Genomic DNA, 16,150 nt, shown 5'->3' with positions numbered 1-16,150 from the left:
TCAAGGTTTATTCTTGATTCATCAAGGAATATTGGAGGATGAATAATGAGAATTTTAGAATGGATTTTGGTATTGGTAACCGTAGCTGCTACGGTACTTATGCTGGTGTTTCCGAAGCGCCGGGCAATGACAGTGGGGATACTCTCAGCTCTGGTCCTGGCAGTGCTTCTGCATGGCTTAATCAATTCATTTCGCGTGCAGATGATACCAACGTATCTTGTTGGACTTGTATTATTCATAACGTTAATCATTCAACGCATGAAATCATACCGCAGTGGCCGTTATGTTCAGAGCGCACAGAAATCCAACCGTCGTTCATGGATTAAGATGACGCTGGCATCGATTCTGGTTCTGGCTTTCAGTGCAGGTTCAATCATACTGACTTGGCTGTTACCTGCCTTTACGATGCCTGAACCAACCGGCACATTTGCGATTGGCACGTTCTCTCAATACCTGGTAGATGAATCTCGCGAAGAGACCAGAACATCCGAGGCAGGAGACAAGCGTGAACTTATGATTAATGTGTGGTACCCAGTAGATCAGAAGGCCGCCCAAGGGTTGCCGATAGAGCATTACCCCAGTGAGCTGGGAGAAGCGATCAGTCTGGTGTTTGGCATTCCGTCTCAGGTATTCAGTTATCTGGATACCATTCCAACACATGTGGTTCAAGGAGCTGAGATATCCGCCATCCAGAGCAAGTATCCGGTTTTGCTATTCTCGCCGGGTATCCGCTCAGCCCGCTTTCAGAGTATGACAATGATTGAGGAGCTGGTGAGCCACGGTTATATTGTGGTGGGTATAGATCACCCGTATACGTCAGCACGAGTGACATTTCCCGATGGACGTATAGTCTCCTATGAGGCCGACCCAGATTTTGCAACGTCAGAGGAATTGTATCAATATAATGTAGAAGGCATAGGTATCCGTGCAGCTGATGCAAGCTTTGTGCTTGATACGCTTACCCAGTGGAATTCACATGACCCGAATCAATTGCTCGAAGGCAAGCTTGATCTGGATCATGTGGGCATCATGGGACACTCTTATGGTGGGGCAACGACAGCGGAAGCACTGGCGCAGGATGAACGATTCCAAGCAGGGCTTAGCCTGGAAGGCGGATTCTGGGGAAAAGTATCCACGACAGCCCTGAAACAGCCGTTTATGTATATCATGTCGGGTGGAACGGCCAAAAGTTTCGATCCGAATGCTTCGTCCAAAGATAAAGTGTTTTACCCCGAGTTTGAGCCTGATCTTGATCGAGTGATGACGAGTAGTCTGAATGATACCTATTATCTGACGGTGGAGAATTTCTTCCATCAAAGCTTTACGGATATTTCATTAATTTCACCGAAACTATTTGCCAGAGGCATGACGCCAGAACATAATGTGGATATAACCAGATCCTATGCGCTGGCATTCTTTGACCGTTATCTGAAAGGGGAAGAGCAGCCATTGCTGCAAGGTTCTTCAGTGCAATTTCCCGAGGTCACCTATGATGCCACATATACTAAGATACGCAACGAACAAACACAATAAATCCGCAGAAGGGTGGAGGCGTAGGCATGGAAACCATGACAAGAGGAACTTTGGCCAAGCGTACCGGTGTGAGTATGGCAACTCTCCGTTATTATGAGGATAGCGGGATTCTGCCTGCTCCCCGTCGTTCCTCCAACGGATACCGGGTCTATACCGAGGATTATCTTGTCAAAATTAAGTTCATTAAGGATGCCCAGCTGCTGGGTTACTCCTTAAAGGAAATACAAGAGACCCTGCAACTGCTCAGCCAGGAAGATATGGAAAGTGATACGTTAAAAACACTCGTTTCTGACCGAATTGCTGATATTCAGAAGCATATCGATCACCTGGAACAGATGCAGATTCATCTGGCCAGATTGCTTAAGACGCCAGAAGAGGATATTCACAACTATATTCAGTCGTTCAGAGTGACAAAGAAAGAGCCGTAATCGCGGCTCTTTTCCTGTCTAGGAGAAAACAAGCGTTGGCTATCGAGCAGGGAATCGGAAGTTTTAAACGAATACATAGTGAAGTTTGCCAAAGCCAAAGTAAAGTGGTTATCGTAATTTCAATATTCCAATCATGAAATTTACACCAAAAGGAGTAACATTTTCTATGAGGGATTTACAAGATTTTGTATCCGATTACATCAAGGGAAAGAAACATCTGCATCTTGAGATTGGCATAATTACAAAGGGTGATATCGAATATCATTCGGTAGGCAATCCCCAAAAGAAGAGCAAGGCTGCTCCCGAACACAGATTGTTCGAAATCGGCTCTGTAACTAAGCTTTTTACATCGATCCTTCTATTAGAATTGGAACGTCAACAGCAGCTTTCCACGGATGACACGGTTGGCAAGTACATACACAACGGTAAAAATGATTATTTGAATAAGGTTACCTTAAAAAGTCTTGCTACGCATACCTCTGGATTACCTGGAATGGCTACAAACCTCTCTTCGAAGAAAAATCGATACAATCCGTTTTCAAATTATACGGAGGATGATTTACTTGCTTTTTTATCCGATGCTGACTTTACGGATCAGATGGGTCCATTTGAGTATTCCAATACCGGCGTGGGCTTACTGGGTTATATCCTATGTAAAGTATCAGGCAGTACATATGACGATCTGCTGAAAAAATATATCACAGGTCCATTAAAGATGACGGAGACAGCTGTTATGCTGAATGCAGAACAGAATGGCAGATTTGTAGATGGACATACCTCAACGGGGAAAAAGATGCCTCACTGGGATACCGGTGTACATGAAGGGGCAGGGGCGATCAAGTCATCTCTTCACGATATATGTTTATTTGTACAGGCCAATCTGAATGAAGATCATCCTCCAGCCGCTGCAATACAACAAAGTCACATGCCTGTAATGATTGGAGATTCGACCCATCATTACGCCTGGTTTAGTGATCATATCTCAGATCAGAATATTCTCTGGCATAACGGTAGCACATTTGGTTTCTCCAGTTATTTGGCTATAAATAAGCAACAGGGGATAGGCGTCGTATTATTGTCCAATTATTGTTTTGGATCAGCCTCCATTGTGGATGAGTATCTGGATGCAATATTCAAGTTTATAACTAAAAAAGACCTTTATCCACTCATGCCGCTGGACCCTGTGGGTAATAAAATTCTGGAAGCCATGATGCAGAGATAAAAAAACACCACGAACAAAGAGCACCTGAGAATGTACTTCGGGCGCTCTCTGTTCGAGGTGTTTTTTAGTTTTATCTTCATAATCTCAATCATGACATGCCCGCTTCACGCAGAAAATGGTGCACAATCTCCGTCTGATACTTGATACGGGTAGAGCGTTTCAGACTCCAGCAGGTCTCCACCGTAACAGAGCGGGCTTGCAATATTCTTGAAGCCGCTGTACGGGCAGATCCCGGTAACTCATGCTGCTTGAGGTTAAAATGACGATCACGAATCGCAATCGACCGATTCATCCGTTCGATAACTCTCCTGCAAGCCGGAATGGTGCGACTGCCGGGATTGGTAATCAGCGTCTGTCCAAGCACTCGCGAACTAAGCTGGGAAAGTCCGTTGGCTTCATGCAGATCGAGCCACCAGTCGGCCCGATGTTCACGCGCCAGCTGAAAAACTGCCGCTGCCAATGGATGCTTGGCCTTGCCCGACATACGGCGTGGAAACGTACGATTCAGATCTGGCTTACCTCTGATTTTCTTTGCGTAGGCTTTCTGATTCACGCGTGGCACGATAATCAGCAGCCCTCGCTGAATGACACGACGACCCGTCGCACAATCATCTGCGAGCTTTTGTGCAGCGGCCATACTCGCCGTTTCATTCCCGTGAACCCCGGATGTAATGAACATCACTGGTCCTGGCATCATGCCACGTACGATGTAATAGGGAGTGGCGTGTGCGCTGGATGCTGCCAGTACATGTTTGGTCACAAGCATGACGCTTCACCTCCGTTATTACAGTACGCCATGTCCCTCTTTCATGTAACGGCGTAAGAACAGGTCTTCATCCTATTTCCTCACAAAATGGGCCGACTAATACACCCGATGAATGATATCTTCAAAATCGGGTTCTTTCATCTCTAGATCTTCAATCTCACCCCAGTGCTCCAACTGTTTCAGAATGTCCATTGTGCTCCATTCCTTCCGGTTCACTTCGACGGTGACAATCTGTCCTTCCACTCCTGTAATCTGTATCGCGGACGACACAACATCCGGGATGTGAAACGATCCTCGGTACGTTACCCGAATCAGCGTAGGTAGTCCGATGGTTTCGCGAAGTGACGAAATCGTGCCGTCATAGGTCAGTTGACCATGGTTAATCACCATGACCCGACTGCATAACTGCTCAATGTCGTCCATGTCATGTGTAGTCAGCAAAATCGTTTTGCCAAACGTTTCATTTAATGTACGTAGAAATTGGCGAATGTTCCGCTTCGCGTTCACATCCAGTCCAATCGTCGGTTCATCGAGAAAAAGCAGTTCCGGATCATGCAGCATAGAAGCTGCGAGATCCGCACGCATGCGTTGTCCAAGCGAAAGCTTCCGGACAGGCGTGGCCCAGAACGATTCAAGGTCCAGCAGCTCGGCGAACTGGGACAGCCGTTTCTTTTTATCCTCGGCACGGACGCCGTACATCTCGGCCAGAATATCATACGAATCCTTCACGGGCAGATCCCACCAGAGCTGGCTGCGCTGTCCAAACACGACGCCCAGTCGACCGACGGTTCTGCGCCTGTCCTGATGCGGGTTCATACCGCCAAGCCGTACCTCGCCCGAGGTTGGGTGCAGGATACCTGTCAGCATTTTGATCGTGGTAGACTTACCAGCCCCGTTCGGACCGATGTAGCCCACAAACTCCCCTGGGCCGATATCAAAACTGATATCGCGGACCGCTTCCTTGGACACATATTCACGTGAAAATAACGTACGTAACCCGGAGAAACGTCCTTCGCGAATAACAGGAGTTTTGAATTCCTTTTGCAGATGCCGTGCTGTGATCATGTTCATGATTCGTTTCGCCTCCTTAGCTACCTGTACTTTGATATTTGGTCATGCCGAATTGCCAGAAACGCAGACTTGCAGCCAAGCTCAGTACGGCTACCGCCGCAACAGCAACTAGAACCCACGCTCCTCCTTCACCCCGCAGCAGGTAGAGTGACGGGATGTAGTTGACGAATCCCACTGGAATCACCGTTAGCAGAATGCCGGACATCCATTTGGGATATAACGTTAGCGGATATTGGGCAGCCGTTCGTGCTGCATCTTCTGTGATCGTCTGTAATTCCTCGATGCGTGTGGTCCAGAATCCGAGTGTGGCGGTAGCGAGTCCGATGGAAAAGAGAATCACTGCCCCCGTCAGGATGATGAACAGGGAGAAAGGAATGGCAGTCCAGCCGATCTGTCCGCTCTGCATCATGCCTGCCAGAGACCAGCAGAGAATAAACCCGCCTTGCAAGACTTCTCCAGCCATGATGCGGAAGTTTTGTGGAAGCAGTGCCAGCAATACGGGCATGGGACGGGTTAACAGTTGATCAAGCTCACCACCCACCAAATATTTTTCCAGATGGTGAACCTCGTTTCCGAATGTGCGGTACAGTGTTTTGGATAACGTCATGATGGCGAAAAGATAACCAATTTCATGGAGGGACCAGCCTTTAATCGCTCCAAATTTGTGCAGCACCAGAGCAACCATCAGAAACTCGGAGATCTGAATTAGAGCGGCCAGTACGGACGCCATAATGAAATTGAACTTGTATTGCATCCGGCTGCGGATGCTTGTTCGAATGAGCATTTTATATAAATTGAACCAGGAAGTTCGTTTCATCCGCCCTGCACCTCCACTTTACGACGTAACACTTGGGTGATCGCAAGACAGATCAACGTCATGAAGACACACCAAAGCAAGGTTCCCCATAGCAAGGAGCCATCTTCGAAACCAAGGTAGATTCGGGTAGGTACATAGAGCAGGAAAGGGTAGGGTGACAGCCAGGCCAGTTGTTCCAGCCAGTCCGGCAACCATTCCAGCGGAATGAAGAAACCAGCCAGCAGATTCATCATGGCGTGATTGCCCCAGTGAAGCCAGGAAGATTCCGTGGTCCACATCGACGTAGCACCAATGATGTAGTTCATGCAGATGGACAAGTATGCGGCGCCGGCAAGACCAAGTGCGGCATAGAACAGTGTTGAAACGTCTGAGGGCCAATGCAGGGAAAAGACAATGGAGAAGAGCAGGTAGATCGGAATACTTTTGTACACGAACTGGTAGGCGATCTGCCCCCATTCGCGAGCCAACAGGTGGGTGAACAGGTGAACAGGCCTCATGAGATCCAGTGCGATCTGCCCTGTCCTGACGGATAGGGGAATACCCAGTCCATTCGTGAGAAAACCCGAGATCCAGAGAGAGGATTGGGTGAACGCAATGTAACTGATCATCCCCTGTGTTCCGTATTCCCCGAGCGTATGGTCGGCCCCGATGCCGATCCAGAGGCAGGCGTACATGTAACCAAACATGGCGCTTGCCAGGTTATGTACCATGTGTGCCCCGCGGTATTGCAGATTCCGGGAGTAGGCTTTGGAAGCCAGAGTGAAATAAAGCATGTGACACCTCCGATAAGTGGATTGAACGGCGTTTCCGTTCACTTCAGTCAAGGCGAAAAAAGAGAGAAGGACAACAGCATACCAATTTATTCCTTCACAGGCAAGACATTTTTTTAGCTATAAATGGAATTAATAGGGTTGTTCATGATTGCGCCACAAGACAACGGTCTGTCCGTTCCTTTATAATTGAGAGGTAGTATCGCAAACGTTTACAATGTGAAATATTCAAATTTTAAATAAACCGCCGGGCTTGTGCCTGACGATTGAGGATACAGAACGAACAATCCGGCAAGAGAGAAGGATGTCATGAAGAAAATTGCATGGGTCACCGATAGTACCAGTACACTGGATCCCGTTTTTGCGGAGCAAAATCATATCTACATCGTACCGCTGCGCATCGTATTTGGAGAAGAATGTTACCGGGAAACCGATGACATTACATCTGAAACGTTCTATGAAAAACTTGCGGAGGCTTCACGTGCGAGCAGTTCGCAGCCACCCATTGGCGAGTTCATTGAACTATATGAGTCGCTCAAAGACAAGTACGATGAGATTATTACGATTCATTGCTCTACTGCACTGAGCGGAACGCTGCATACGTCCATGCAGGCTGCAGAGATTGCAGGAGTGACGGTGACCGCAATTGATTCAAAGGCAGGTGCCTATCCTCACCGTGAGATGATTATGCAAGGACTGGAATGGCAGAAGCAGGGATGTTCGGCTGCCGAGATCAAAGTAAATATTGAACAGATGATTGATAACATGTCCTTTTACCTCATACCGGCCAGTCTTCAGCATCTTCACCGCAGTGGGCGGGTGTCGGGCACACAGCTGATCATCAGTCAACTGCTCAAGATCCATCTGTTGCTACGATTTGAAGAGGGCAAAGTGGTTGTGAATGAGAAGATTCGCACGTTCAAGCGGACGAAAGAGCGTATGCTGGATATGCTCAAACTGGATGTGGAGAAAGTAAAGCATGTGTGCATTATGCATGCGAATAATCAGGAAGAAGCCGTCACAATCAAAAAGCAGATTGCAGATCTATTGCCTAGAATAAAGACCGAAATCATGCCGTTTATCCCTGTGGTGAGTATCCATGCAGGTGCAGGAACCATTGGGCTGTGCTGGATACACAGTGAGAACGGATACAGAGACTAGACGTATAAGCACTCATCTATAAACGCTCATAGACCTGGCAGGAAACACACTTTATACCAAAGTGGTGCTCCTGTCAGGTTTTTTCGTATGTCATTGCCAATTCAAACAAACTGTGAGGTAATAAAGAAAAATGTTCATGTTGGAGGGAATCCTGTGTCAAGTCACCGCTTGTTGCTTGTTGAAGATGATCATTCAATTAGTGAGATGGTCGGGCCATATTTGGAAAAAGAGGGCTACGACGTCACGTATGCATATGACGGATTAGAGGCAGAACGTCAGTTCAGTCAGTCACAACCGGGGTATGATCTGGTTATTCTGGACCTGATGCTGCCTCGCAAGAGTGGGATGGATGTGCTGCAAACCATTCGGGCAGTCAGTTTGGTGCCTGTGCTCATTCTGTCTGCGAAGGATGGGGAGGTGGACAAAGCGCTGGGTCTGGGCTTCGGCGCTGATGATTATCTGAGCAAACCCTTCTCATTAATCGAGTTGACTGCCCGTATTAAAGCTGCGATTCGCCGCGCCAATTATACCGCTCAACCTGTGGCTGAAGTGGCTAAAGATCAGCGTATTCACCTCGGCGGACTTGTGGTCGACATGGAGACATACGAGGTGGAACGAGAAGGTATATCCGTCAAGCTGACGTCCAAGGAATTTGGCATTCTGAAGCTATTGGTTACTCATCCCGGCAAAGTGTTCACCAAGGCTCAGATCTACGCTTCGGTCTGGAACGATCATTATTATGGAGACGAAAATATCATTAACGTACATATGCGCCGTCTAAGAGAAAAACTAGAGGCGGACCCTTCGGCTCCCCAGTATATCAAGACACTCTGGGGCATCGGATATAAGCTGGAGGCGGAGCAGGCATGACACTGATTTTTGCCAGTACAACAGTTATTCTAGTCATTGTGGTCATTGGAATGTGGATGAGATTGCGGAAACGCAGCCAACACCTGTCTTATATTCACGAGAAAATATCCGCTATTTTGGATCAAGGCACCTTTGAGCGCTTGCTTGTATTCAACAGTGATGATCAAGTTAGCCAGCTTCTGAAAGACATGAACCAGCTGCTGGATCATGCGCACCGCGCGAAGGCCGGTTATGCGAACCAGGAGAAGGAGATGCGCAATATGCTCTCCAACATCTCCCATGATCTGAAAACGCCGCTTACGGTTGTGCTGGGCTATAGTGAGACCTTGCTGCACAGTCCATCACTGACCGATCAGGAACGAAAGATTATGACGGAGAAAATACAAGATAAGGCGCAGGAAGTGCTGCGTTTGATTCATTCCTTTTTCGATCTGGCGAAGCTGGAATCTGGAGACACGGAACTGGTGCTTAGTCGAGTTAATATAAGCGAATTATGCCGGTTGAAGATGATCTCCTTTTATGAAATGTTGACCAATCTCGGGTTGCATGTGGAGCTGGATATACCTGATGATGATATCTTCGTGCAAGGAAATGAAGAAGCACTGGACCGTGTGCTGGATAATCTCATGACCAATGGGATGAAATATGGGGCAGAGGGTAAGGTGCTGGGGCTAACGCTCGAACATACGACAGGTGGACCTGTGACGCTACAAATCTGGGACCAAGGGAAGGGAATTCCCGAAAGTGAGCATAGTCGTGTGTTCGAACGCATGTATACACTGGAGGATTCCCGCAATCGACTCTATCAGGGCAGCGGCCTTGGTCTGACCATCACGAAGCGGCTAGTGGAGCGGATGGGTGGAAGTATTCATTTACATAGTGTGCCACATCAACGGACTGTATTTTCGGTTACCTTAAAGGCCAGGTAGAGCCTGTTTTGGCATTTTCGGTCAAGCTTAAGGTTTTTGTAAGATTTGATTAATAAAAAAGCAGACTTTTCTCTTTACAATACAGATATAGGAACCCGGACAGGGTACGTAAAGGAGAACAAGACGATGAATTATATCGCACGAACGATAGATGTGACCAAAGTATATGAAGGGGTCGAAGTTGTATCCAACGTCAATATGAGTATTAAGCAAGGTGAGATCTATGGGTTTCTCGGTCCGAATGGTGCAGGCAAAACAACCATCATGAAGATGCTGACCAATCTGGTTAAACCAACAACAGGAGAGATTGAACTGTTTGGGGAGAAGCTTACACCTACATCCTATGAAGTGTTGAAACGAATGGGCAGCATTATTGAATATCCTTTTTTCTACGATAGACTGTCTGCTCGCGAGAATCTGGAACTTCACTGTGAGTACATGGGGTTTCACAACAAAAAGATTATTGACAACACGATGGAAACGGTAGGGCTGAAGGATACGGGCAAGAAACCGGTCAAGGACTTCTCCCTGGGTATGAAGCAGAGGCTGGGATTGGCTCGCGCACTCATAACCACACCCGAACTGCTCATTCTGGATGAACCGATCAACGGATTGGATCCGGTAGGAATCCGGGAGATGCGAGATTTGTTCAAGCGCCTTAGCAATGAGTATCGCATTACCCTGTTGGTCTCTAGTCACATTCTTGGCGAGATAGAGCAAATTGCTGACACGGTTGGTGTCATTCGCGGCGGTCGCTTGGTGGAGGAAGTATCGATGGAGAGCATTCGTGGAAGTCAAAATGAGTACATTGAGTTACAGGCGGTAGATATCCGCAAAGCGACTTATGTCATTGAACACCAGCTTGGTTTGAGTAATTATAAACTGGTCGATGACCAAACGTTACGCATCTATGATCCGGGAATCATTCCATCGGAATTGAACACCAAGCTGATCCAACACGGCATCGAGATCGAATCGATATCCAAACGGGCTCATTCCCTGGAAGAACACTTCATGAAGCTGATAAAAGGGGATGAAGACGTTGCTTAAATTGATCAGGCTTGAGATGCGGAAGCACCGCTTTGCACGAAATTTTGCAGGTGCAGGTATTGCCAATATAGGTGTTCTTCTTTTTCTAATTATGATTGGATTTGTGGATATGGGAGCAGAAGATTATGCCTATGCCAGTTACCAGACCGCCTTTATGATTATCGATACGTTTGTGAGAGCGACCTTTATCATATTTGCAGGAGCTTTATTATCCAAGCTGGTGATCAGTGAGTATCGAAATAAAACCATGAACGTCATGTTTACCTATCCCATCCAGCGTCATAAAATCATCGCTGCCAAATTGATTATCGTGTTTGGTTTTACATTTGTGATGATTATGGTTACCGATTTGTTGATGGGTTCACTGCTGCTATTTGTTAATCATGTCTACTCCTTCATTCCCGGATCATTGACGAATCAGGATATATTGGGACTTCTGGTGAAGTACAGTATGAGTTCTTTATCGGCTGCGTGTATGGCACTTATTCCCTTATTCTTCGGTATGCGTAAGCATTCAGTTACAGCGACAATGATCTCTTCCATTTTGCTAGTTTTGATCGTCTGCTCCGGATTTAACGGTTCGGAAGTTTCCATTCATTCGCTTATTGTTATCCCGCTGACCCTTGGAGCTGTAGGTATATGGATTGCTTCGATGTCCATGGTTCGTCTGGAGACCAAAGATGTGAACTGAATCATTCGGAAAACCATGCTCTGTATGGCTTCAGATGCCATTGACATCCGCTCGTACAAGGGATAGGATAATGTCAACTGAGACACAAAGGAGAATGCAACTACCATGACGATTCCAAAAACATTAACAATAGCTGGTTCGGACACGAGCGGCGGTGCAGGGATTCAAGCTGATTTGAAAACTTTTCAGGAGCTGGGTGTGTATGGCATGACCGTACTGACTACAGTTGTGGCAATGGAACCCGATACATGGGATCACCAGGTCTTTCCTGTGGAATTAAATGTAGTTGAAGCACAGCTTCGTACTGTTCTTGATGGCATCGGTTTTGATGCAATGAAGACAGGTATGCTCGGTTCTGTAGATATTATTGAACTGGTAGCGAAGCATATTCGCCGCAGTGGTCTGCCACAGATCGTGATCGATCCGGTAATGGTCTGCAAAGGTACGGACGAAGTACTGCAACCGGAAAATACGGAAGCAATGATCGAATTCCTGTTGCCAGGTGCCGATCTGGTTACACCTAATCTGTTCGAAGCATCCCAACTGGCGAAGAGTGGACCGATTCGCTCCAAAGAACAGATGGAAGCAGCGGCAGCAACAATTCATGCCCATGGCTCGAAGCATGTTCTGATCAAGGACAGAGGTGTAATTAGCCCGGGTAAAGCAATGGATCTACTCTATGATGGAACCAACTACGAATGGTTTGAAGCCGATGTTGTCGGCTCCGGGTATACGCATGGTGCGGGCTGCACGACGTCTGCGGCGATTACCGCAGGATTGGCTCGTGGTCTTTCAGTGAAAGAGGCTGTTCGTGAAGGTAAAGCCTTCGTGACCAAAGCGATTGCCGGCGGATTCCCGCTGAACCGTTTTGTTGGTCCGACACTGCATGTGGCACACCGTCTGGAGCACCAACGCTAAGTGTTACCAGTGAGCGTGTAGTAGCGCATCACTTCTGGATAACACACTTCGATTTCATTTAAGTAGCTGTCAATGAGCAGGAGATTGCTCGTTGACGGCTTCTTTTTTGTGCGAATTTTGATAAAAATTAGTAACTTTTGGCTTATATTAATCGTATATATCATGGGGTTCATTCCAAAAGATGTCTGGACACATGAACGACACATGGAATAGGTATGTTATCATCAGAAATCTAAAAAGGAGAGTCGGCCATGATCAGAACAGTGCTTCTGGTGGAAGATGAAAGCCGCATTCGTGAGATTGTGGCCGATTATTTCATAAAAGAACAATGGAACGTCATAGAAGCAGAACATGGAGTACAGGCACTGGAACTGTTGGCTCTGCATGAGGTGGATCTGGTTATTCTGGATGTTTTGATGCCTGAAATGGATGGATGGACATTATGCGGGCATATTCGCTCCCAATCCACCGTACCTATTATCATGCTGACTGCACGGTCCGAGGATGACGATAAAATTCATGGATTCCAGCTGGGCGTAGATGATTATGTCACGAAGCCATTCAGTCCACGTGTGCTGGTTGCACGTGCAGAGACATTAATGAAGCGAGTTGAAGGTTCATTTGGACGAGAGCAGGGCGTGATTCGCTTCGGACAGGTAACCCTTGATCCATGGGCTCGACGACTGGAGAAGGACGGCATTGAAGTGGAGCTTGCACCAAAGGAGTATGATCTGTTGCTCTATTTGGTACGAAATGCAGGCATTGTATTGTCCCGGGATGCCATCCTGAATCGGATCTGGGGATTTGATTTTGAAGGGGACTCACGTGTTGTGGATACTCACATCAAGAAGTTGCGCAGCAAATTAGGTGATGAAGCCAAGTGTATTCGGACTGTAATTGGCACCGGATATCGTTTCGAGGCAGAAGCATGAGAAGAAATGGCGTAACGATGAAGCTTTTTCTGGTCATGGCAGGATGTCTGGTACTTTTATACGGAACGACGGTTTTTGCCCAGTTGGTCTGGTTTCCCGATTTTTATCAGCATCAGAAGGTCAGCAGTATGAAGAAAAAGCTGTCCAAGTTCGAACAGCAATATTCCAATGGGCATTGGAGTGATTTGCAACTAGCCAAGGAGACCGGGAAATTCATGCGTCAGAATCAGTCGCATCTGGTCATTCTGACGAATACCGGAAGACTGGTTAATGATCCGTTCCACATTACGCTGCTTCAGGAGGACGGGAGTCACGTGAAGGTGTCCTTATCCTTGTTTATCAATAGTGAGAATGCAGGCTGGATTACATCCCATCTGAAATATGGGCAGGAACTGACGGTGAGAGGTCCGGCCAGCGGGTCCATGGTCTACCCATTCAAAATCCAGGATGCCACTTCTGCTGCATGGGGAACAGAAAGCTTTCAGGAATCGATTGAACCGGTAAAGGAATGGTCAGGCGTATTGACCGAGGTCGTTCTTCCCAATCTGGCAACGTGGAGTCAGAGACAGGGACTGCTGGTGCAGGCACTGGATAGCCGGTTCCCTTTGTCCACCGAAGACCAACTTGCCTTGGCGAATGGCAAAATGCTTAATGAAGAATGGACGGATAGCTGGAGTGGTGTTCGAAATGTGATCACCATTGCTCCAGTACATCGTTCCGGACCCGAGCAACAACTGATCTTCTCGCTTACCTCTCTACAGGAGATGAGGGAAGCGAACGAGGCAACACGTTTGTTCTATGCGTATTTTGGCATTGGCGCATTTATATTGATTCTGTTACTGGCACTGCTGCTGTCCCGAATTGTAACGAAGCCGCTGCTGGCCCTGAACCATGTCGCCAAGAAAATGTCTACACTGGATTTCACGGTGAAATCACCCATCCGGCGTAATGACGAAATCGGCAGTCTGTCCAATAGTCTGAATGCATTATCGGGAACCTTGGGTCAGACACTGGAAGAGCTGAGGCAGGCCAACACGCAGATGCGTACAGATATGGAAATGAAGCAGCAGATTGAACAGCGTCAACGCAAATTTTTTGCCGACGCATCGCATGAACTCAAGACACCAATTAGCATTATCAAGGGTTATTCCGAAGGGCTGAAGGATGGCGTGAGTGAAAGCAAGCGTGAGCGTTACATTGAGATCATTGCCGATGAGACCATCAAAATGGAAACGATGGTTGAAGAGATGCTGGATCTGGTGCGACTGGAATCTTCAGCGGTTCAGTTGAATACAGATGCTGTTGCACTGGCTGACATGATTGAAGATATCGCCGGCCGTCTGGGTCCGCAGCTGAAGGACAAAGGATTGGATGTGGTGCTTGTATCCACAACAGAGCAGACGGTGGAAGGTGACCGGAGCAAGCTGGAGCAAGTTATTTTCAATATCATGATGAATGCTATACGTCATGCGATACCACATACCGATATAACTATTGAGATCAGCAGACGTGACGGTCTGGTTCACATTTCCATTGAGAACAAGGGCGAGCAGATTGCTGAAGCTGAGCGGCAGTATATATGGGAGAGGTTCTATCGGGTAGAGCGCTCGCGTAATCGCAAAATGGGGGGAACCGGGCTCGGTCTGGCCATTGCGAAGCAGATTCTGGATCTGCACGGGTGCAGTTATGGAGTGGAGAATACACCGGATGGAGTCCGTTTTTATATTATTTTTCCTAAAGCCTAGTACGAAAGGGAGTCAAATCTTATGAAGTCTTTACCATCGATTTTAACCTTGGGGAATCTGAGTTCAGGCATGCTGGCAGTCATTATGGCTATTCATGGTGAATTCGCCCTGGCTGTGATGATGATATGGGTAGCGATGTTCTTTGATCTGTTTGACGGGTTTGCGGCCCGCAAATTGCATTGTGAGGGTGAGTTCGGCAAAGCCCTGGATTCGCTCGCGGATGTGGTTTCATTCGGAACAGCTCCTGTGCTGATTCTGTACCTGAACTCCATGAATGAAGTGAGTGTGCTGGGAATGGCACTGACCGCATTGTTTCCGGTTTGCGGTGCATTGCGTCTGGCTCGTTATAACTGTCAGAAGACAGCAAGCAGTGGTTTTGTCGGGATGCCGATTACATTTGCAGGGGGGCTGATGTCCTTTTTCGCGCTTTGGAGTCCTTATTTCACGCATGGTGTAGCTTATCTTGTCATTATTGTACTATCCGGTCTCATGGTGAGCCAAATCCGATTCCCATCACTAAAACAAGTGCTAGCCTCTCATGAGAAGGATATTGTGGAACCGAAATAAGGAGCGAGTCAGTATGGAATTTGCAAAAGAATTTATTGGTCAATATGGATATTTCGCAATATACGGACTACTGGCTCTTGGTGTCATTGGCATGCCGATTCCGGATGAGGTGATGATGACGTTTGTCGGATATCTCGCCTCCATCTCGGTATTGAATTACTCCGTATCCATCGCCGTCAGTTTCGGTGGCGCATTTACCGGGGGGCTGCTCAGCTATATGATCGGCAAGAAAGCGGGCAGGCCGCTGGTTGAAAAATACGGCAAGTGGGTCGGCGTCAATGCTAAACGATTCAGCAGGGTGGAGTCGTGGTTCCTCAAATATGGATATTGGTCCATCATCCTCGGTTACTTCATTCCAGGCATTCGTCATCTGATGTGCTGTTTCTCGGGGATTAGCAAAATGGCAATGGGCAGGTATGTTCTCGTATCAGGCATTGGTGCATTTGTATGGTGTGTTGTCTTTATCTCGATTGGCTTTTATGTCGGTGTGTTAACTTAAAATGGGACAGCCTGTTGCAACAACAGGCAAAGATGGAAGACCTCTTGAGTGTAAGGTGGTCTTTTTTTGTTTTTCTATATTGGTCGGAGACCTCATTTTAAGTGATTTAATCGACTACAAGTAATTTATCCTTGGAGCTGTAGGCTAGCCCGCAAGCTATTTCAAGTAAATTCAAGCTCAG

Annotated in this window: 17 protein-coding genes; 13 read left to right on the top strand and 4 right to left on the bottom strand. The window is 47.3% G+C overall.

Annotated features, from left to right (window positions below):
* Positions 1 to 45 precede the first annotated feature (45 nt).
* The 3 genes from NYE45_RS25745 (at position 46) to NYE45_RS25735 (ending at position 3,183) form a co-directional block, all read left to right on the top strand.
* The gene (locus NYE45_RS25745) at positions 46 to 1,533 is read left to right on the top strand and encodes a prolyl oligopeptidase family serine peptidase (RefSeq protein WP_340014514.1); all 1,488 of its coding nucleotides are present in this window, start codon (positions 46 to 48) and stop codon (positions 1,531 to 1,533) included.
* A gap of 26 nt (positions 1,534 to 1,559) precedes the next feature.
* Positions 1,560 to 1,961 (top strand): MerR family transcriptional regulator, encoded by a 402-nt coding sequence (locus NYE45_RS25740; RefSeq protein ID WP_340014513.1) that lies wholly within the window; start codon positions 1,560 to 1,562, stop codon positions 1,959 to 1,961.
* A 166-nt stretch (positions 1,962 to 2,127) separates the two neighbouring features.
* A complete protein-coding gene (locus NYE45_RS25735) occupies positions 2,128 to 3,183 on the top strand; it encodes a serine hydrolase domain-containing protein (protein WP_340014512.1) in 1,056 nt (351 codons plus the stop codon).
* An 88-nt stretch (positions 3,184 to 3,271) separates the two neighbouring features.
* Here NYE45_RS25735 and NYE45_RS25730 read toward each other — a convergent pair whose 3' ends face one another.
* From NYE45_RS25730 to NYE45_RS25715, 4 genes are all read right to left on the bottom strand, one after another.
* Entirely contained in the window at positions 3,272 to 3,949 is a 678-nt protein-coding gene (locus NYE45_RS25730) for a succinylglutamate desuccinylase/aspartoacylase family protein (protein WP_145152457.1), read from the bottom strand.
* 96 nt (positions 3,950 to 4,045) lie between these two features.
* Entirely contained in the window at positions 4,046 to 5,014 is a 969-nt protein-coding gene (locus NYE45_RS25725; RefSeq protein ID WP_340017440.1) for an ATP-binding cassette domain-containing protein, read from the bottom strand.
* Positions 5,015 to 5,036: 22 nt separating this feature from the next.
* On the bottom strand, positions 5,037 to 5,837 hold the full coding sequence (locus tag NYE45_RS25720; RefSeq protein ID WP_340014511.1) for an ABC-2 family transporter protein: 801 nt from the start codon (positions 5,835 to 5,837) through the stop codon (positions 5,037 to 5,039).
* Entirely contained in the window at positions 5,834 to 6,610 is a 777-nt protein-coding gene (locus NYE45_RS25715) for an ABC-2 family transporter protein (protein WP_340014510.1), read from the bottom strand. The genes NYE45_RS25720 and NYE45_RS25715 overlap by 4 nt, the downstream gene beginning before the upstream one ends.
* 306 nt (positions 6,611 to 6,916) lie before the next feature.
* Here NYE45_RS25715 and NYE45_RS25710 point away from each other — a divergent pair, with 306 nt between their 5' ends.
* The 10 genes from NYE45_RS25710 to NYE45_RS25665 all read left to right on the top strand — a co-directional run bounded on the left by NYE45_RS25710 (position 6,917) and on the right by NYE45_RS25665 (position 15,969).
* Positions 6,917 to 7,768 (top strand): DegV family protein, encoded by an 852-nt coding sequence (locus NYE45_RS25710; RefSeq protein ID WP_340014509.1) that lies wholly within the window; start codon positions 6,917 to 6,919, stop codon positions 7,766 to 7,768.
* Positions 7,769 to 7,921: 153 nt separating this feature from the next.
* Positions 7,922 to 8,638, top strand: coding sequence for a response regulator transcription factor (locus NYE45_RS25705; protein WP_340014508.1), 717 nt, complete (start codon positions 7,922 to 7,924; stop codon positions 8,636 to 8,638).
* On the top strand, positions 8,635 to 9,567 hold the full coding sequence (locus tag NYE45_RS25700) for a sensor histidine kinase (protein WP_340014507.1): 933 nt from the start codon (positions 8,635 to 8,637) through the stop codon (positions 9,565 to 9,567). Before NYE45_RS25705 ends, NYE45_RS25700 begins: the two co-directional genes overlap by 4 nt.
* A gap of 126 nt (positions 9,568 to 9,693) precedes the next feature.
* The gene (locus NYE45_RS25695; protein WP_340014506.1) at positions 9,694 to 10,617 is read left to right on the top strand and encodes an ABC transporter ATP-binding protein; all 924 of its coding nucleotides are present in this window, start codon (positions 9,694 to 9,696) and stop codon (positions 10,615 to 10,617) included.
* Complete coding sequence (locus NYE45_RS25690; RefSeq protein ID WP_340014505.1) at positions 10,610 to 11,308, top strand: ABC transporter permease; 699 nt, start codon at positions 10,610 to 10,612, stop codon at positions 11,306 to 11,308. The genes NYE45_RS25695 and NYE45_RS25690 overlap by 8 nt, the downstream gene beginning before the upstream one ends.
* Positions 11,309 to 11,413: 105 nt before the next feature.
* Positions 11,414 to 12,226 carry a bifunctional hydroxymethylpyrimidine kinase/phosphomethylpyrimidine kinase gene (gene thiD, locus NYE45_RS25685; protein ID WP_340014504.1) on the top strand — a complete coding sequence of 271 codons (813 nt, stop codon included), beginning with the start codon at positions 11,414 to 11,416 and terminating at the stop codon, positions 12,224 to 12,226.
* 251 nt (positions 12,227 to 12,477) lie between these two features.
* Positions 12,478 to 13,158 carry a response regulator transcription factor gene (locus NYE45_RS25680; RefSeq protein WP_169481435.1) on the top strand — a complete coding sequence of 227 codons (681 nt, stop codon included), beginning with the start codon at positions 12,478 to 12,480 and terminating at the stop codon, positions 13,156 to 13,158.
* Complete coding sequence (locus NYE45_RS25675; RefSeq protein WP_082762910.1) at positions 13,155 to 14,903, top strand: HAMP domain-containing sensor histidine kinase; 1,749 nt, start codon at positions 13,155 to 13,157, stop codon at positions 14,901 to 14,903. Before NYE45_RS25680 ends, NYE45_RS25675 begins: the two co-directional genes overlap by 4 nt.
* 21 nt (positions 14,904 to 14,924) lie before the next feature.
* Positions 14,925 to 15,470, top strand: coding sequence for a CDP-diacylglycerol--serine O-phosphatidyltransferase (gene pssA / locus NYE45_RS25670; protein WP_076333600.1), 546 nt, complete (start codon positions 14,925 to 14,927; stop codon positions 15,468 to 15,470).
* Between the two features lie 13 nt (positions 15,471 to 15,483).
* A complete protein-coding gene (locus NYE45_RS25665; protein ID WP_062836407.1) occupies positions 15,484 to 15,969 on the top strand; it encodes a DedA family protein in 486 nt (161 codons plus the stop codon).
* Positions 15,970 to 16,150: the final 181 nt, after the last annotated feature.

The organism is Paenibacillus sp. FSL K6-1318 (assembly GCF_037976905.1).
Classification (GTDB): domain Bacteria; phylum Bacillota; class Bacilli; order Paenibacillales; family Paenibacillaceae; genus Paenibacillus; species Paenibacillus amylolyticus_A.
The sequence above is the reverse complement of the archived record's forward strand: the minus strand, read 5'-3'. Positions and strand labels throughout refer to the sequence as shown.